The 18366-nt window shown below is 53.8% G+C and carries 19 protein-coding genes; 13 read left to right on the top strand and 6 right to left on the bottom strand.

The window, feature by feature from the left end; translation table 11 throughout:
- Window positions 1-208 precede the first annotated feature (208 nt).
- The 5 genes from arcA to FOB24_RS04395 all read left to right on the top strand — a co-directional run bounded on the left by arcA (window position 209) and on the right by FOB24_RS04395 (window position 5515).
- The gene (arcA, locus tag FOB24_RS04415) at window positions 209-1429 is read left to right on the top strand and encodes an arginine deiminase (RefSeq protein ID WP_038636756.1); all 1221 of its coding nucleotides are present in this window, start codon (window positions 209-211) and stop codon (window positions 1427-1429) included.
- 9 nt (window positions 1430-1438) lie between these two features.
- Complete coding sequence (gene arcC / locus FOB24_RS04410; RefSeq protein WP_121529890.1) at window positions 1439-2371, top strand: carbamate kinase; 933 nt, start codon at window positions 1439-1441, stop codon at window positions 2369-2371.
- Between the two features lie 56 nt (window positions 2372-2427).
- Window positions 2428-3432, top strand: coding sequence for an ornithine carbamoyltransferase (argF, locus tag FOB24_RS04405; RefSeq protein ID WP_085048409.1), 1005 nt, complete (start codon window positions 2428-2430; stop codon window positions 3430-3432).
- 55 nt (window positions 3433-3487) lie between these two features.
- On the top strand, window positions 3488-4891 hold the full coding sequence (locus FOB24_RS04400) for a YfcC family protein (protein ID WP_038636748.1): 1404 nt from the start codon (window positions 3488-3490) through the stop codon (window positions 4889-4891).
- 144 nt (window positions 4892-5035) lie between these two features.
- Complete coding sequence (locus FOB24_RS04395) at window positions 5036-5515, top strand: arginine repressor (RefSeq protein WP_038636746.1); 480 nt, start codon at window positions 5036-5038, stop codon at window positions 5513-5515.
- On the opposite strand, the gene FOB24_RS04390 is transcribed toward FOB24_RS04395, so the two are convergent.
- Entirely contained in the window at window positions 5512-5634 is a 123-nt protein-coding gene (locus tag FOB24_RS04390; RefSeq protein WP_087857458.1) for a hypothetical protein, read from the bottom strand. The genes FOB24_RS04395 and FOB24_RS04390 overlap by 4 nt on opposite strands.
- Here FOB24_RS04390 and pyrL point away from each other — a divergent pair.
- From pyrL to ridA, 5 genes are all read left to right on the top strand, one after another.
- Window positions 5614-5715 carry a pyr operon leader peptide gene (gene pyrL, locus FOB24_RS04385; protein ID WP_003025819.1) on the top strand — a complete coding sequence of 34 codons (102 nt, stop codon included), beginning with the start codon at window positions 5614-5616 and terminating at the stop codon, window positions 5713-5715. The genes FOB24_RS04390 and pyrL overlap by 21 nt on opposite strands.
- Window positions 5696-5749 (top strand): pyrBI operon leader peptide, encoded by a 54-nt coding sequence (locus FOB24_RS24625; RefSeq protein WP_106875647.1) that lies wholly within the window; start codon window positions 5696-5698, stop codon window positions 5747-5749. Before pyrL ends, FOB24_RS24625 begins: the two co-directional genes overlap by 20 nt.
- 2 nt (window positions 5750-5751) lie before the next feature.
- Window positions 5752-6687, top strand: coding sequence for an aspartate carbamoyltransferase (gene pyrB, locus FOB24_RS04375; RefSeq protein ID WP_038636743.1), 936 nt, complete (start codon window positions 5752-5754; stop codon window positions 6685-6687).
- A 13-nt stretch (window positions 6688-6700) separates the two neighbouring features.
- A complete protein-coding gene (gene pyrI / locus FOB24_RS04370; RefSeq protein WP_003025816.1) occupies window positions 6701-7162 on the top strand; it encodes an aspartate carbamoyltransferase regulatory subunit in 462 nt (153 codons plus the stop codon).
- A 76-nt stretch (window positions 7163-7238) separates the two neighbouring features.
- Window positions 7239-7625, top strand: coding sequence for a 2-iminobutanoate/2-iminopropanoate deaminase (ridA, locus tag FOB24_RS04365; RefSeq protein ID WP_000047544.1), 387 nt, complete (start codon window positions 7239-7241; stop codon window positions 7623-7625).
- A 91-nt stretch (window positions 7626-7716) separates the two neighbouring features.
- Here the strand turns inward: ridA and FOB24_RS04360 are convergent, their stop codons facing one another.
- From FOB24_RS04360 to mgtL, 5 genes are all read right to left on the bottom strand, one after another.
- A complete protein-coding gene (locus FOB24_RS04360) occupies window positions 7717-9003 on the bottom strand; it encodes a TRAP transporter large permease (RefSeq protein ID WP_003839607.1) in 1287 nt (428 codons plus the stop codon).
- A 30-nt stretch (window positions 9004-9033) separates the two neighbouring features.
- Window positions 9034-9543, bottom strand: coding sequence for a TRAP transporter small permease (locus tag FOB24_RS04355; protein ID WP_038636733.1), 510 nt, complete (start codon window positions 9541-9543; stop codon window positions 9034-9036).
- A 62-nt stretch (window positions 9544-9605) separates the two neighbouring features.
- On the bottom strand, window positions 9606-10583 hold the full coding sequence (locus FOB24_RS04350; protein WP_150344553.1) for a TRAP transporter substrate-binding protein: 978 nt from the start codon (window positions 10581-10583) through the stop codon (window positions 9606-9608).
- A 375-nt stretch (window positions 10584-10958) separates the two neighbouring features.
- On the bottom strand, window positions 10959-13667 hold the full coding sequence (mgtA, locus tag FOB24_RS04345) for a magnesium-translocating P-type ATPase (RefSeq protein ID WP_150344552.1): 2709 nt from the start codon (window positions 13665-13667) through the stop codon (window positions 10959-10961).
- Between the two features lie 144 nt (window positions 13668-13811).
- Window positions 13812-13865, bottom strand: coding sequence for a mgtA regulatory leader peptide MgtL (mgtL, locus tag FOB24_RS24620; protein WP_223229530.1), 54 nt, complete (start codon window positions 13863-13865; stop codon window positions 13812-13814).
- Between the two features lie 190 nt (window positions 13866-14055).
- On the opposite strand from mgtL, the gene treR reads away from it, so the two are divergent.
- From treR to treC, 3 genes are all read left to right on the top strand, one after another.
- On the top strand, window positions 14056-15003 hold the full coding sequence (gene treR / locus FOB24_RS04340) for a trehalose operon repressor TreR (protein ID WP_038636723.1): 948 nt from the start codon (window positions 14056-14058) through the stop codon (window positions 15001-15003).
- Window positions 15004-15159: 156 nt separating this feature from the next.
- Window positions 15160-16578 carry a PTS trehalose transporter subunit IIBC gene (gene treB, locus FOB24_RS04335; protein WP_150344551.1) on the top strand — a complete coding sequence of 473 codons (1419 nt, stop codon included), beginning with the start codon at window positions 15160-15162 and terminating at the stop codon, window positions 16576-16578.
- A 49-nt stretch (window positions 16579-16627) separates the two neighbouring features.
- The gene (treC, locus tag FOB24_RS04330; protein WP_150344550.1) at window positions 16628-18280 is read left to right on the top strand and encodes an alpha,alpha-phosphotrehalase; all 1653 of its coding nucleotides are present in this window, start codon (window positions 16628-16630) and stop codon (window positions 18278-18280) included.
- The last annotated feature ends 86 nt before the right edge of the window (window positions 18281-18366 follow it).

The following is an 18366-nucleotide window of genomic DNA, read 5'->3' as shown; positions in this document are numbered from 1 at the left end:
GAATTTATTATTTTTTAAAATCTCAGAGCCATCTCATATATTAGGAAAGCAAATTCAAATATCGAACCGACTGTGAAACAAATCACGTTTCCGTATCAAATAAGATCTAAATATAGATTCTGAAATCAGCTGAAAAATCATGACTGCAATAAATTGCATTTGCAGCCATCTCCTCTTTATTTTTTAAAATCGTATTAAAGGAATAATGATGGAAAAGCATTATGTCGGTTCTGAAATCGGTCAATTACGTAGCGTGATGCTGCATCGCCCTAATCTCAGCTTAAAAAGGCTGACGCCATCCAACTGTCAGGAGCTGCTTTTTGATGATGTGCTTTCGGTAGAACGTGCAGGTGAAGAGCACGACATTTTCGCCAACACGCTGCGCCAGGAGGGAATTGAGGTTCTGTTACTCACTGATTTATTAACACAAACCCTGGATATTCCCGACGCTAAAAGCTGGCTGCTGGATACGCAAATTTCTGATTATCGCCTTGGACCCACTTTCGCCGCCGATGTCCGCGCCTGGCTTGCGGACATGCAGCACCGGGAACTGGCACGGCATTTAAGCGGCGGCCTGACCTATGGCGAAATCCCTGCCTCTATAAAAAATATGGTGGTGGATACTCATGATATTAATGATTTTATTATGAAGCCATTGCCCAACCATTTATTTACCCGCGACACCTCATGCTGGATATATAACGGCGTGTCGATTAATCCGATGGCTAAAACTGCCCGGCAACGAGAAACTAATAATCTGCGGGCGATTTACCGTTGGCACCCGCAATTCGCCGATGGTGAATTTATTAAATATTTCGGTGATGAAAATATTAATTACGACCACGCCACATTAGAAGGTGGAGATGTGCTGGTCATTGGTCGCGGTGCGGTACTTATTGGCATGTCTGAGCGCACCACGCCACAGGGAATCGAGTTCCTTGCCCAGTCACTCTTCAAGCATCGCCAGGCAGAGCGCGTCATCGCGGTCGAACTGCCTAAGCATCGTTCCTGTATGCATCTCGACACCGTGATGACCCACATCGATATCGATACCTTCTCTGTCTACCCGGAAGTGGTGCGCCCGGACGTGCAGTGCTGGACTCTGACGCCAGACGGGCGCGGCGGCCTGAAACGGACGCAGGAAAGTACGCTGGTCCATGCCCTGGAAAAAGCGCTGGGGCTCGATCAAATTCGCCTGATTACTACCGGCGGTGACGCCTTCGAAGCCGAACGTGAACAGTGGAATGACGCCAACAACGTCCTGACGCTACGCCCCGGCGTTGTTGTGGGATACGAGCGCAATATCTGGACCAACGAGAAATACGACAAAGCCGGCATCACCGTTTTACCCATTCCTGGCGACGAACTTGGACGCGGACGCGGCGGCGCGCGCTGCATGAGCTGCCCGCTGGAACGCGACGGTATTTAAGGAGACGTCATGGAAAATAAACCAACCCTGGTTGTGGCTCTGGGCGGCAACGCGCTGCTCAAACGCGGCGAGCCGCTGGAAGCAGACATCCAACGTAAGAATATTGAGCTGGCGGCAAAAACCATCGCCCGGCTTACGCAACAGTGGCGTGTGATTCTGGTACACGGCAATGGCCCACAGGTTGGACTGCTGGCGTTACAAAACAGCGCTTACGCCAGCGTCACCCCCTATCCGCTCGATATTCTCGGCGCGGAAAGTCAGGGAATGATTGGCTATATGTTGCAACAGGCGCTGAAAAACCAGCTTCCACAGCGAGAAATTAGCGTCCTGCTGACGCAGGTTGAAGTCGATGCCCACGATCCAGCCTTCAGCAATCCCACCAAATATATCGGGCCCATTTACGACCAAACCCAGGCCAGTGCATTACAGGTGGAAAAAGGCTGGGTTTTCAAAGCCGATGGTAAAGCGTTCCGTCGCGTTGTGCCCTCTCCGCAGCCCAAACGTATTGTTGAAAGTGACGCGATCCAGGCGTTGATCGCCCGCGATCATCTGGTCATCTGCAATGGCGGCGGCGGTGTGCCGGTCGTGGAAAAAGCCGATGGCTACCACGGCATTGAAGCCGTAATCGACAAAGATCTCTCCGCCGCCCTGCTCGCCAGCCAGCTTCATGCTGATGCGTTGCTCATCCTGACCGATGCCGACGCGGTGTACCTCGACTGGGGCAAACCCACCCAGCGCCCTCTGGCTCAGGTCACCCCCGAAATACTCAGCGAGATGCAGTTCGACGCCGGTTCTATGGGGCCGAAAGTTACCGCCTGCGCGAATTTTGTCTCTCAATGCCAGGGGATAGCAGGCATCGGCTCCCTGGCCGACGGCCCGGCCATTCTCTCGGGAGAGAAAGGCACATTGATTCGGCCCGAAACCATTGCTTACGACGCGTGACCCATTTTTGCCGGATGGGCGACTGCGCCTTATCCGGCCTACATAAGGACATTCTGATGACTGTTAACTTAAAAAATCGCAATTTTCTTAAATTGCTCGACTACACCCCGGCAGAGATCCAGTACCTGATCGATCTGGCTATCGAATTAAAAACGGCGAAAAAGGCCGGACGCGAAAGACAGACGCTGGTCGGTAAAAATATCGCGCTCATCTTCGAAAAAACCTCAACCCGCACCCGCTGTGCCTTTGAGGTTGGCGCTTTTGATCAGGGCGCGCAGGTGACCTATCTCGGCCCAAGCGGCTCGCAGATTGGTCACAAAGAATCGATGAAAGATACCGCCCGCGTGTTAGGCCGCATGTACGACGGCATCGAATATCGCGGATATGGCCAGGAGATCGTCGAAGAACTGGGGCAGTTCGCCGGTGTTCCGGTATGGAACGGACTGACCAACGAATTTCACCCTACGCAGATCCTTGCGGATCTGATGACCATGCTGGAACACGCGCCGGGCAAAACCTTACCTGAACTGAGCTTCGCCTACCTCGGTGACGCCCGCAATAACATGGGTAATTCGCTGATGGTTGGCGCGGCGAAAATGGGGATGGACATCCGCCTCGTCGCCCCTAAATCCTTCTGGCCGGATGAGACGCTGGTTGCCGAATGCCGTGAAATCGCCAGCGTGACAGGCGCGCGCATTACGCTCACGGAGGACGTTGAGGAAGGCGTTTACGACGTGGATTTCCTCTATACCGATGTCTGGGTCTCCATGGGCGAACCCAAAGAGGCATGGGCAGAACGCGTAAGCCTGATGACGCCTTACCAGATTAACCAGCGAGTCATCAACGCAACCGGCAACCCCAATGTGAAATTTATGCACTGTCTGCCCGCCTTCCATAACGAACACACCAAAGTTGGGCGTGAAATCGAAGCGGCTTACGGCCTGAAAGGGCTTGAGGTCACGGAAGAGGTGTTCGAGTCAGCACACTCCATCGTCTTCGACGAAGCAGAAAACCGGATGCATACCATCAAAGCGGTCATGGTAGCGACACTCGGCGACTAACCCCTGCGGGCATATGTCGCCTGACGGCATATGCCCGAGCTATCCGGAGAACATCATGGGCAAATTCAAATTTCCCAGCGCGTATACCATCCTGTTTATTCTTATTGCACTCGTCGCTGTTATGACCTGGATTGTCCCGGCAGGGAAATACCAGATGGCGATGAATGCGACCCTGGGTAAAGAAGTGCCGGTTGCCGGGACTTATGCCCCCACAGAGGCGCATCCACAAGGTATTACCGCTGTACTGCTGGCGCCAATTGACGGTCTTTATAATCACGAGACCTACACCGCCGGCGCCATTGATGTGGCGCTGTTTGTCCTGATCATCGGCGGGTTTCTCGGCGTGGTAAACAAAACGGGGGCCATCGACGCCGGTATCGAACGCGTGACGGTCAGGCTTAACGGCAAAGAAGAGTGGATGATCCCCATCCTGATGGGACTTTTCGCCGCCGGCGGTACGATTTACGGGATGGCGGAAGAGTCGCTACCTTTTTACACGCTGCTCGTCCCGGTAATGATGGCGGCCCGCTTTGATCCACTGGTCGCTGCTGCGACCGTTTTGCTCGGCGCAGGTATCGGCACACTCGGTTCGACCATTAACCCGTTCGCAACGGTTATCGCTGCCAACGCGGCCGGGATCCCCTTCACCCAGGGAATGTTGATGCGCATTCTGCTGCTGGTCGTCGGCTATGTGATCTGCGTGGTGTGGGTCATGCGCTATGCCCGGAAAGTTCGCAGCCATCCTGAGCTGTCTATCGTGGCGGATAAAATGGAGGAAAACCGCGCCCATTTTCTCGGTAGTCGCGCCAATACCAATCTGGAATTTACGGCAACGCGGAAATGGATCCTGCTGATTTTCGCCGCCGCCTTTGCGGTAATGATCTATGGGGTGGCGGTACTCGGATGGTGGATGGCAGAAATATCCGCTGTCTTTCTGGCTGCTGCGATTATCGTCGGCGTAATCGCCCGCATGAGTGAAGAGGCATTTACCAGTACATTCATTGACGGTGCGCGGGATCTGCTTGGCGTGGCGCTGATTATCGGTATTGCGCGCGGCATCGTCGTGGTGATGGATAACGGCATGATCACTCACACCATTCTGCACAGCGCCGAAAATATAGTCTCCGGCCTTTCCACCACCATTTTCATCAATGTGACCTATTGGCTGGAAGTTTTGCTCTCCTTCCTGGTCCCATCGTCCTCTGGGCTGGCGGTCCTCACCATGCCCATTATGGCCCCGCTGGCCGACTTCGCGCATGTACAGAGGGATCTGGTCGTCACCGCGTATCAATCCGCTTCCGGCATTGTGAATCTGATTACGCCCACCTCTGCGGTTGTGATGGGGGGGCTGGCCATCGCGCGCGTTCCCTATGTGCGTTACCTGAAATGGGTCGCTCCGTTACTGCTTATTTTGACGTTACTGAACATGGTCGTCCTGAGTATCGGCGCGATGCTGTAGCTCTTTTAGCCGTCGGTATCCGACGGCTTTTTTGATCGTTCTCTCGTTTTTCTGCACAACCGCCCGTTTGAGCCGTTATTGATACTGCAAATGTGGTGAATTTCGCCATCGCATTGATACAGATAAGAAATATAAGGTGATTTTATGAAGGAATTCGATGATTACTCTGCCAAAGAGCAAAAACAGCTGGCGATGTGTCAGCGCCTGATTAGCGAAAAAAGCTACCTGTCCCAGGAAGCGCTGCGCCGCGACCTGCAAAGCCACGGCTTTACCAGTATTAGTCAGTCGACGGTGTCTCGTTTGCTGAAGTTGCTTGGGGCCATAAAAATAAGAAATACAAAAGGGCAAAAAATTTATTCTGTCAATCCTCAGTCACGACCCGCTCCTGATGCGGCGCGATCGATCGCTGAAATGGTGGTCAGCATAGAACACAATAGCGAGTTTATCCTCATTCACACCGCTGCAGGATATGGTCGCGCGGTTGCCAGAATCCTCGATTATCACGCCTTGCCGGAAATTCTGGGCGTCATTGCCGGCAGCAGTATCGTCTGGGTCGCGCCGCGCGTCGTGCAGCGAACGGGCCTGGTTCACAAGCAGATTAATTATCTCTTTAAAATGAATTAAAATTCAGAAGAACCGTTTGCGATGAATAAATCGTGCATTTTTCGCTTGATCCCATAACGTAGCTGAGTATAATCGCGGACAATTTGCCGGGAGGATGTATGGTTCAGTGTGTACGACATTTTGTCTTACCGCGTCTGAAAAAGGACGCTGGCCTGCCGTTTTTCTTTCCGTTGATCACCCATTCCGAGCCCCTCAATTGAGGGGCTTTTTTTTTGCCCAGGCGTCAGGAGATAAACATGGCTAACCCGCTCTATCAAAAACACATCATTTCCATAAACGACCTCAGCCGCGATGACCTCAATCTGGTCCTCGCAACGGCGGCGAAATTAAAAGCGAACCCACAACCGGAGCTGTTAAAGCATAAGGTCATCGCCAGTTGCTTCTTTGAGGCGTCCACCCGCACCCGTCTATCCTTTGAAACTTCTATGCACCGTCTGGGCGCCAGCGTGGTAGGTTTCTCTGACAGCAGCAACACGTCTCTGGGCAAAAAAGGCGAAACGCTGGCTGACACCATTTCCGTCATCAGCACCTATGTCGACGCCATCGTCATGCGTCATCCGCAGGAAGGCGCCGCGCGTCTGGCAACAGAATTCTCTGGTAACGTCCCGGTTCTTAACGCGGGCGACGGCTCTAACCAGCATCCAACCCAAACGCTGCTGGATCTGTTTACCATTCAGGAGACACAGGGCCGCCTGGACAATCTGCAAATCGCCATGGTGGGTGATCTGAAATATGGCCGCACCGTCCACTCCTTAACCCAGGCGCTGGCGAAGTTTGAAGGCAACCGCTTCTACTTCATCGCCCCGGATGCGCTGGCCATGCCGCAGTACATTCTGGATATGCTGACTGAAAAGGGCATCGCCTGGAGCCTGCATGGCACTATCGAAGAGGTGATGGCGGAAGTCGATATCCTCTACATGACCCGCGTACAAAAAGAGCGTCTGGACCCATCCGAATACGCCAACGTGAAAGCACAGTTTGTCCTGCGCGCCAGCGACCTGAACGGCGCCAGAGCCAATATGAAGGTACTACATCCGCTGCCGCGTATTGATGAAATCACCACCGACGTCGATAAGACGCCGCACGCCTGGTATTTCCAGCAGGCTGGCAACGGCATCTTCGCCCGCCAGGCGTTACTGGCACTGGTACTGAATAGCGAACTGGCACTGTAAGGGAGAAAAAGAGATGACACACGATAACAAACTGCAGGTTGAAGCCATCAAACGTGGCACCGTGATTGACCATATTCCCGCACAGGTTGGTTTTAAATTGCTGACGCTGTTCAAGCTGACAGAAACCGACCAGCGAATCACCATCGGTCTGAACCTGCCGTCCGGTGAGATGGGTCGTAAGGACCTGATCAAAATTGAAAATACCTTCCTGACCGACGAGCAGGTTAACCAACTCTCTCTGTACGCGCCGCAGGCAACGGTGAACCGCATTGACGATTACGACGTGGTGGGTAAATCACGTCCGAGTCTGCCAGAGCGCATCGACAACGTGCTGGTGTGCCCGAACAGCAACTGTATCAGTCATGCTGAGCCGGTTTCTTCCAGTTTTGCAGTGAAAAAGCGTGCTGATGACATCGCACTCAAATGCAAATACTGTGAAAAAGAGTTTTCGCATTATGTGGTGCTGGCCAACTAATTGGGGTTGGTTATGAGATCCCTGCTCCCTATAATGAGCGGGAACATTCTATTACCGCTGTAATTCAGGAGAAATCATGAGCAAGACTATCGCGACGGAAAATGCACCAGCAGCAATCGGCCCATACGTACAGGGTGTTGACCTGGGTAGCATGGTAATCACTTCCGGTCAGATCCCGGTCGATCCGAAAACCGGCGCCGTAGCGGAAGACGTGTCCGCTCAGGCGCGTCAGTCGCTGGAAAACGTAAAAGCTATCGTTGAAGCAGCAGGTCTGAAAGTGGGCGACATCGTTAAAACGACCGTCTTCGTGAAAGACCTGAACGATTTCGCTACCGTCAACGCCACCTACGAAGCGTTCTTCACCGAGCACAACGCGACCTTCCCGGCGCGTTCTTGCGTGGAAGTTGCTCGTCTGCCGAAAGACGTGAAAATCGAGATTGAAGCGATCGCCGTTCGTCGCTAAACCACCTTGTGCCGGATGGCGGCTTCGCGTAATCCGGCCTATGCAAACGTAGTTTGTAGGCCCGGTAAGCGCGAGCGCCACCGGGCATTTATCACATCACGCCAAACAGTTTCGGCAGAAACAGCGAAATCGCTGGAATGTACGTCACCAGCATCAGCACCAGGAACAGCACCAGGTAGAATGGCAGCATCGCCTTCACCACCTGCTCGATTTTCTGCTTACTCACCGCACTGGCCACAAACAGCACCGACCCCACCGGCGGCGTAATCAGGCCGATCCCTAAGTTCACCAGCATGATCATGCCAAAATGGACCGGATCAATACCGAGCGCGTTGGTCACCGGTAGTAGCACCGGCGTCAGGATCAGGATCAGCGGTGCCATGTCCATCAGCGTACCGATCAGCAGCAGCATGATGTTAATGCACATCAGGATGACATATTTGTTATCCGAGATGCTGGTGAAGGCTTCGGTAATCCGCATCGGCAACTGCATATAGGTCATGACGGCCCCAAACGCGGCGGCAAAACCTATCAGGATCATCACGATAGTGACCGTTTTCACCGTGCGGAACATCAGCTTCGGCAGCTCTGACCATTTATAGTCACGATAGATAAACATGGTGACAAAGAAGGCCCAAAGACAGGCAATCGCCGCGGATTCCGTTGCGGTAAAGATACCTGACAGGATCCCGCCCATGATGATCACCACCGTCATTAATCCCCACAGTGTATCGACGAAAATCTTCAGCGCCTGGCGAAACGGTACGCGCTCCCCTTTTGGATAACCGCGTTTATGGGCAAAAGCCACGCACATCACCATCAGGCTAAAGCTCAGCAACAGGCCCGGCAGGATCCCGGCGATGAACAGCGCGGCAATCGACACCGTCCCGCCCGTTGCCAGCGAGTAGATAACCGAGTTATGGCTGGGCGGCGTGAGGATCGCCTGCACCGAGCCGCTGGCGGTTACCGCAGCGGCAAAGTCGCGCGGGTAGCCTTTCTTGTCCATCTCCGGGATCATCACTGAACCGATAGAAGCGGTATCGGCCACCGACGATCCTGAAATTGCGCCAAAAAAGGTCGAGGCGACGATATTTACCAGCGACAGCCCGCCGCGGATAAAGCCAACGAAAATATAGGCAAAATTCACCAGTCGGCGCGCGATCCCCCCTTCCGCCATGATTGCCCCGGCCAGAATAAAGAATGGGATCGCCAGCAGCGAAAACTTGTTTACTCCGCTGGTCAGTTGGATCATCACGGCTTCCAGCGGAATATCAATATACCAGGCTCCAATGATGGCGCTAATGCCAACCGCGTACGCTACCGGTACCCCAATCGCCAGCATAATGCCAAGCGTAAAGACGAGAATAAATGCATCCATCTGCTTTCCTTAATGAAATGGGGGCGGTAACTAGCTGGTTGAACCCAGCATGACAACGGGACGTTGATATTGCGGGCCGCGGAAAATCTTTTCTGCGATAAACAGCAGCGTGATAGCGGAGCCAATCGGCAACGGCAGATAGTTTTGCCCGGCGCTTAAAAGCGGGAATTCCGCGACAGGCTGGTCCCACAGCTCAAGACACAGATTGATTCCATACCAGAGAATAAACAGGCTGATCGCCACCAACATGATATCTGCGACAATCGAGCAGTAACGACGGGCGGACTCCCCCAGACGGTCAATCACCATGCTCACCGCGATATGCGAACCTGCGCGATAGCTCACCGCCGCGCCAATAAAGGTGAACGTCACCATACAAAGAATGGCGACCGGTTCAGGCCATGACAGGGCATTGTTCAGGACATAGCGTGCGAATATGCCAATAGGGATAATGGCGACCATAACCAATAATGCGACACCGGCAATCCACATAGAGACCCGATAAAGAAAATCCATTACCGATGAATAGCATTCACCCATAATTATCACCTCGAATTAATCAAAAGACTCAGGCAGAGGATTGCTCCCCTCCGCCTGATGAATTACTTCACATCCTGAATACGTTTGATCAAATCCTGGTGGTCTTTACCGTAATTATCCCGCACTGACTGCGTGGCTTTATAGAAATAGTCCGTATCAATATCGTGGAACTGAACGCCATTGGCTTTCATAGTTTCCAGAGATTTCGCATTATATTCTTGCCAAAGTTTGCGTTGTTCAACCTGCGCTTCTTTGGCGAGCTTAATAATGAGTTCCTGGTCTTCTTTTTTCAATTTATCCCATTTGGCTTTGGAAAACAGAAAAAGCTCAGGAATAATAAAGTGTTTGCTCCAGGTATAGTTTTTAACGACCGGTAAATAGTTGTGCGCAACAAATGTTGGCGGGTTATTTTCCGTACCATCAATAACGCCGGTCTGCATACCGCTAAACACTTCGCTGACGCCCATCACGATAGAGTTAGCGCCCATCGCCTTTAAGGTATCCAGCGCTATCGGACTCGCCTGAACGCGGATTTTCATACCGTGTAAATCTTCCGGTTTCACCACCGGATTTTTGGTAATCAGGTTGCGCGTCCCGGCGTCCATCCAACCCAGGAATACCAGCCGCGATTTCGTATTGGCCGTCAGGCGGTCGCCAATCTCCTGACCGATCATGCCGTCAAGGACCTTATGCATATGATCTTCATCGCGAAAGATATACGGCAGGGTAAATACGTTAATTTCAGGAAGAATAGCGGCAACAGGCGTCATTGAGACGCGAATAATATCGATAGCGCCTAATTGCGCCTGCTCAATCATCTGTTTTTCATCACCTAACACGCCACCTGGAAATGTTTTAATCTCCAGACGGCCATCGGTCGCGGCGCTGAGCTTCTCCCCCATATGTTTCACTGCGACGACGTTCGGGTAATCAGCCGGATGCACATCCGCGGCGCGAAAAGTTTGTGCCAGCGTTGCATGACTCGCCAGTAATACGGACGCGCCAATATACAGACTTAACAGGTTTTTTGTCAGTTTCATTTGTCCTTCTCCAGAAGTTCATAATATCCATTAACAGGAATAGCTTGCAGAGCAAATGACTGCCGGAATTAAAACGGGCAGCGAGAAACTTTCTTAACGACGTTACCTGCGCAGACTAGCTGGTGTAACAATTTATTTCGATGACTGCGTTCACAAAAAATCGCAGACGCTAATAATTTTTAGCACAGTGTTTCATTTTTGCAACGCAGATCGTTTTATTGATAAAAAAACAACGCAAAGAAGGCGATTTGATACTAATTCTCTCAGTTAGCATTTCAATAAAAATAAAACACTACTATTTCGCGAGAATATCTTTCGAATGAAAAAGAGAAATGCAGGATGGTATTTACACCATCCTGCTGAGAAGTTTGATGTTTACTGCCAACCGTAGCGACGGCTATAAAAACCTTTCACTAATTGGGTCAATGTCATGTAGCCCGCCAGAATCGCAATCAGCCACGGGAAGTAGCTCAGCGGCAGCGCCTGCAATTGCAGATAGCTGGCCAGCGGCGAGAACGGCAATGCAATGCCCACCACCATCACGACCAGCGTCATTAGCATCAGCGGCCATGCGGCGCGACTTTGGATAAACGGCACGCGACGGGTACGGATCATATGCACAATAAGCGTTTGCGACAGCAGGCCCACCACGAACCAGCCCGACTGGAACAACGTCTGATGCTCTGGCGTATTGGCATGGAAGACAAACCACATCAGGCAAAAGGTCAGAATGTCAAAGATCGAGCTGATCGGCCCAAAAAAGATCATAAAGCGGCCCAGTTCGGCGGGATTCCAACGCTGGGGCTTTTTGATCTGCTCTTCGTCGACGTTATCAAACGGAATCGCCACCTGGGATACATCATACAGCAGGTTCTGAATCAGTAAGTGCAGCGGCAACATCGGCAGGAACGGTAAAAAGGCGCTCGCCACCAGCACGCTAAACACGTTACCGAAGTTAGAACTGGCCGTCATTTTGATGTACTTCAACATGTTAGAAAAAGTACGGCGTCCTTCGATCACCCCTTCTTCCAGCACCATCAGGCTCTTTTCCAGCAGGATAATATCCGCCGCTTCACGCGCAATATCGACCGCGCCATCAACAGAGATACCGATGTCCGCCGCGCGCAGCGCCGGAGCGTCGTTGATGCCATCGCCCATAAAGCCAACCACGTGGCCTTCACGTTTGAGCAGCGTGACAATGCGCTCTTTGTGCATCGGCGTCAGGCGGGCAAACAACGTGGTGCGCTGAGCAAGCGTTGCCAGTTCGTCATCGCTTAATCCTTCAATGCTGCTGCCAATCACCACATCGCCCGCATCCAGCCCCACTTCATGGCACACTTTTGCCGCCACCAGCTCGCTATCGCCGGTGAGAATTTTCACCGTAATACCGCTGGCTTTCAGCGCCTTCAGCGCCGGCGCGGTGGTCTCTTTCGGCGGATCGAGGAACGCGATATAGCCTTCGAGGATCAGATCCGACTCATCAATACGCTGGTAATCACCTTCACGCGCGGGCAGGTACTTGGTGGCCACCGCCACTACGCGCAGCCCCTGACGGTTCAGCGTATCGGTAACGCGTTTCACCCGACGCAGCATGCCCTCATCCAGGGGGACAATCTCGCCGTTGTGGCGCACCTGGGTGCAGACGCTGAGGATCTCCTGCAGCGCGCCTTTGCACACCAGGTGGTGCACATCCGTTTCTTCCGCCACCACCACCGACATGCGGCGACGTTCAAAATCAAACGGGATCTCATCGATTTTCTGCCAACGGGTAGAAAGCTGGCGGGCAGACTCCTCATCCACGCCTTCCAGTACCGCCGTATCCAGCAGATTCTTCAGCCCGGTCTGGTAATGGCTGTTCAGCCACGCGGAATGCAGAACGTGCTCGCTGGGTTTTCCAGAGATATCGGTATGGTTCTCCAGCACAATTTTATCCTGCGTCAGGGTCCCGGTTTTATCGGTGCACAGGATATCCATCGCGCCAAAGTTCTGGATGGCATCAAGGTGCTTGACGATGACTTTCTGTTTAGACAGCTTCACCGCCCCGCGCGCCAGCGTCGAGGTGACGATCATCGGCAGCATTTCTGGGGTCAGCCCTACCGCAACAGACAGCGCAAACAACGCCGCCTCCCACCAGTCGCCTTTGGTATAGCCGTTAATGATGAGCACAATGGGCGCCATCACCAGCATAAAGCGGATCAGCAACATGCTGACGCGGCTGATCCCTTTCTGGAAGGCATTCTGCTCGCTTTCCTGCTCGCTGACGCGGCCCGCCAGTTGCCCGAACCAGGTATTGGCTCCGGTCGAAATCACGATAGCCTGCGCCGTGCCGCTCACCACATTGGTCCCCATAAAGCACAGAGTATCGCACTCCAGCGGGTTGCTTTGCTGCGGGTCGCGGCTGGTTGCGACTTTCTCCACGGGCAGCGATTCCCCGGTCAGCGAAGCCTGCGCCACAAACAGATCGCGCGCCTGGACGATACGTAAATCCGCCGGGATCATATCCCCTGCCGCCAGCTTGATGACATCACCGGGTACCAACTGGTCAATTGGCAGTTCAACCCAACCGTTCTCGCCTTTTTCGTTGATAACGCGCAGCACCGTGGCGGTGTTGCTGACCATCGCTTTCAGCGCATCTGCCGCTTTGGTGGAACGCGCCTCCTGCACAAAATTCAGCAGCGTCGAGATGGCGACCATCAGCGCGATTACGCCAGCAGCAAACAGATCCTCAGTGGCATAGGAAATGGCGCCAAGAATGGTCAGCAGAATATTAAACGGATTGCGGTAGCAGACCCACAGATGCACCCACCACGGCGACGGCTTCTGCGCCGGCAACTGGTTTTCGCCATGGATTTCGCGGGCGCTCTCGACCTCTGCGGCGTTTAATCCTTCCGGGTGTGCGCCAAACGTTTTCCACAGCGCGGCTTCGTCCATCAGCGCCATTTTCAGGCAATGTTCGCTCAGCGAGGGCGGGATCGGTGTGCTGGCAACGGTCTGCGCATTGGGCAACGGGTCGCGATGCACCAGACGATGTGGTAAATGGCGGTTAAGCCGGGCAAACAGCTGGCGAGTAATATTTTTGAACATAGGCAGTCCCCCTGCGCCAGTCTTAACAGGCGCAGTAAATCTTTCAGGCGTGGCAAAGCCTTGCCTGATGGCAATTTTAAAATCACAACAGGGACGTCAGAACGTCACTGTCTTACGCATCCGGTAAGACAGTGAAAGACAGGCTTACCGGAAAGTTGTGTTTCTCCGTCTCGGGAGAGGGGTGGGATCGGGATCCATATAGCCTCCGGTAAGTGAATGATAAGCGCCGCGGATTATACGCAGAAAACCATAAGGTTTGTGGCAATTATGGCGGTATGATAAAGCATAGAAACTAAACCAAACGTATACCAGACTTTGCCCATTGCACTGTGCTTGAGTAAAGTTATTCTCTTTTGGCATAACTTCACACGCGACACGGGAAAACAGGATGCAAAATCGGCTGACCATTAAAGACATCGCCCGCTTAAGCGGTGTGGGGAAATCCACGGTTTCCCGCGTTCTCAACAACGAAAGCGGCGTCAGCGAACGTACCCGTGAACGCGTCGAAGCGGTGATGAATCAGCACGGTTTTTCCCCTTCCCGCTCCGCACGCGCCATGCGTGGGCAAAGCGACAAGGTGGTGGCGATTATCGTCACGCGCCTGGATTCTCTTTCAGAAAATCTCGCCGTGCAGACCATGCTGCCCGCTTTTTATGAACAGGGTTACGATCCGATCATGATGGAAAGCCAGTTCTCGCCTGAACTGGTCGAAGAACATCTGGGCATGCTCAGACGCCGTAATATTGACGGTGTGGTGCTGTTTGGTTTTACCGGCATTACCGAAACGATGCTCACCTCCTGGCAGGATTCTCTGGTACTGCTGGCCAGAGATGCCAAAGGCTTTGCCTCCGTCTGCTATGACGATGAGGGCGCTATTCATACCCTGATGCAGCGTTTATACGATCGCGACCACCGCCATATTAGCTTTCTTGGCGTCCCCCATAGCGACGTGACCACCGGTAAGCGCCGTCATGAAGCCTACCTGGCATTCTGTAAGAAACACAAACTGCATCCGGTTGCCGCGCTACCGGGCCTGGCCATGAAGCAGGGTTATGAGCAGGCCGCCAATGTCATCACCCCGGAAACCACCGCCTTAGTCTGTGCGACGGATACCCTTGCCCTTGGGGTCAGCAAATATCTGCAGGAGCAGCGAATTGATAATCTGCAGTTGGCGAGTGTGGGCAACACACCGCTAATGAAATTCCTCCATCCGGAAATTATCACCGTCGATCCCGGTTACGCCGAAGCCGGACGACAAGCGGCCTCGCAGCTGATCGAGCAGATCAACGGCCGTAGCGAACCGCGGCAAATCGTTATTCCCTCCACCCTCGCCTGATCGCTTTCTGAGCGCTAATTTGTGATCTTCGCTGCGTTTCGGGAACGTTCCCGTTTTTAAATATTCATCGAAGATATACTCTTGCGCCAACAACGCGGGAGTTGCCGGATGGCGACCTAACGCGTCTTATCCGGCCTACGGGGAACACACATCATCATGAGCAAAATAAAACAAGCAGACATCGACCGGCTGATTGAGCTGGTAGGCGGGCGCGACAATATCGCTACGGTGAGCCACTGCATCACTCGCCTGCGTTTTGTGCTGAATCAGCCTGCGAATGCCAGGCCAAAAGAGATAGAGCAGTTGCCGATGGTCAAAGGCTGCTTCACCAACGCCGGGCAGTTTCAGGTGGTGATTGGCACCGAGGTGGGCGATTACTACAAAGCGCTGCTGGCGACCACCGGCCAGGCCAGTGCCGACAAAGAGCAGGCGAAAAAAGCCGCCCGGCAGAACATGAAGTGGCATGAACAGCTCATTTCTCATTTTGCAGAGATCTTCTTCCCGCTGCTGCCAGCGCTGATTAGCGGCGGCTTGATCTTAGGTTTTCGCAATGTGATCGGCGATCTGCCAATGAGTAACGGGCAGACGCTGGCGCAGATGCATCCGTCGCTGAAAACCCTCTACGACTTCCTGTGGCTGATTGGCGAAGCGATCTTCTTCTATCTGCCTGTCGGGATCTGCTGGTCAGCGGTGAAGAAAATGGGCGGTACGCCGATCCTCGGTATTGTGCTGGGTGTGACCCTGGTTTCGCCGCAGCTGATGAACGCCTATCTGCTCGGTCAACAGGTGCCGGAAGTGTGGAACTTCGGCCTGTTCAGCATAGAGAAAGTGGGCTACCAGGCGCAGGTTATCCCGGCCCTGCTGGCTGGCCTGGCGCTCGGGTTTATTGAAACGCGCATGAAACGCATCGTCCCGGATTATCTGTATCTGGTGATCGTCCCGGTGTGCTCGCTGATCCTCGCTGTGTTCCTTGCACACGCGTTTATCGGTCCGTTTGGTCGCATGATCGGCGACGGCGTGGCGTTCGCGGTTCGTCATCTGATGACCGGCAGCTTTGCGCCGATTGGCGCGGCGCTGTTCGGCTTCCTGTATGCGCCGCTGGTGATCACCGGCGTACACCAGACCACGCTGGCTATCGACATGCAGATGATCCAGAGCATGGGCGGTACGCCGGTATGGCCGCTGATTGCGCTGTCAAACATCGCTCAGGCTTCTGCGGTGGTCGGCATCATTATCTCCAGCCGCAAACACAATGAACGCGAAATATCAGTACCTGCGGCGATCTCGGCTTATCTCGGGGTAACGGAACCGGCGATGTACGGGATCAACCTGAAATACCGCTTCCCGATGCTGTGCGCGATGATCGGCTCCGGTCTCGCCGGTCTGCTGTGCGGCCTGAGCGGCGTGATGGCGAACGGCATTGGCGTCGGCGGCCTGCCGGGTATCCTCTCCATTCAGCCGACTTACTGGCAGGTGTTTGGCATGGCGATGGTCATCGCGATCGTTATCCCGATGGTACTGACCTCATTCGTCTACCAGCGTAAATACCGTCAGGGCACATTACAGATTGTGTAACTTTTCTTCGGGGCGCAGTTGCGCCCCATCGTATCTCCAGGAAACAGCAATGAATATTCCACACTGGTGGCAAAACGGCGTTATCTATCAGGTGTATCCCAAGAGTTTTCAGGACACCACCGGCAGCGGCACGGGTGATTTGCGCGGCGTAACGCAGCGCCTCGGCTATCTGCAAAAGCTGGGCGTGGACGCTATATGGCTGACGCCGTTCTACATTTCGCCGCAGGTTGATAACGGCTACGATGTCGCCGACTACATGTCAGTTGACCCGGCTTACGGCACGCTTGCAGACTTTGACGAACTGGTAGCAGCGGCGAAAGCGCGCGGCATACGTATTATTCTGGATATGGTGTTTAACCACACCTCAACCCAGCACGCCTGGTTTCGTGAGGCGCTGGATAAAGACAGCCCATATCGTCAGTTTTATCTCTGGCGCGACGGCGAACCGACCACCCCGCCGAACAACTGGCAGTCAAAATTTGGCGGCAGCGCCTGGGGCTGGCACGCCGAAAGCGAGCAGTATTATCTGCATCTCTTTGCCCCGGAGCAGGCCGACCTGAACTGGCAAAACCCGGCGGTACGCGCCGAGCTGAAAAAAGTGTGCGAGTTCTGGGCCGATCGCGGCGTGGACGGCCTGCGCCTCGACGTAGTCAATCTTATCTCCAAAGATCAGGACTTCCCGAACGATCCCGACGGCGATGGCCGCCGTTTTTATACCGACGGTCCGCGCGCGCATGAGTTTTTACGCGAGATGAACCGCGACGTTTTCACCCCGCGTAGCCTGATGACGGTCGGCGAAATGTCTTCCACCACGTTGGAAAACTGTCAGCAATACTCCGCGCTGGACGGTAGCGAACTGTCGATGACTTTTAACTTCCACCACCTGAAGGTGGATTACCCCAACGGTGAAAAATGGACGTTAGCCAAACCGGACTACGTGGCGCTCAAAACTCTGTTCCGCCACTGGCAGCAGGGCATGCACAACGTCGCATGGAATGCGCTGTTCTGGTGTAACCACGACCAGCCGCGCATCGTGTCGCGTTTTGGCGATGAAGGGAAATACCGTGTGCCCGCCGCCAAAATGCTGGCGATGGTGCTGCACGGTATGCAGGGCACGCCCTATATCTACCAGGGGGAAGAGATTGGCATGACCAACCCGCACTTCCGCCAGATTACCGATTACCGCGATGTAGAAAGCCATAACATGTTCGCCGAATTGAACGGGCAGGGACGCGATGCCGAAGAGTTGCTGGCAATCCTCGCCAGTAAATCCCGCGATAACAGCCGCACGCCAATGCAGTGGGATGCCAGCCAGCACGCGGGTTTCACCGCGGGCGAACCGTGGATCAATCTGTGTGACAACGCAGCCGAGATCAACGTTGCAGCGGCGCTTGATGATGCTGATTCTGTGTTTTACACCTATCAGAAGCTGATCGCCCTGCGTAAAACGGAGCCGGTTATCACCTGGGGCGATTACCAGGATCTGTTACCAGACAGCCCACACGTATGGTGTTATCAGCGCGAATGGCAAGGACGGCGGCTGCTGGTTATTGCCAACCTGAGCGATACCTTCCAGAACTGGCAACCGACGCATGCCGACGGAAACTGGCAGGTGCTGATGCACAACTATGCCGAGGTCGCCAGCCAACCCGTTGACATGACGCTGCGTCCTTTTGAAGCCGTCTGGTGGGTGCAAAAATAACTTGCAATGATGTTCAGGCCCGGTACGCATAGCGTGGCCGGGCGTTGTCGCCTACGCTCAGCTTACCTTCCTGTTTTTGCTGAATA

This window comes from Citrobacter werkmanii (assembly GCF_008693645.1).
Lineage (GTDB): Bacteria > Pseudomonadota > Gammaproteobacteria > Enterobacterales > Enterobacteriaceae > Citrobacter > Citrobacter werkmanii.
Note: the sequence above shows the minus strand (reverse complement) of the source record. Positions and strands in the feature narration are given on the sequence as shown.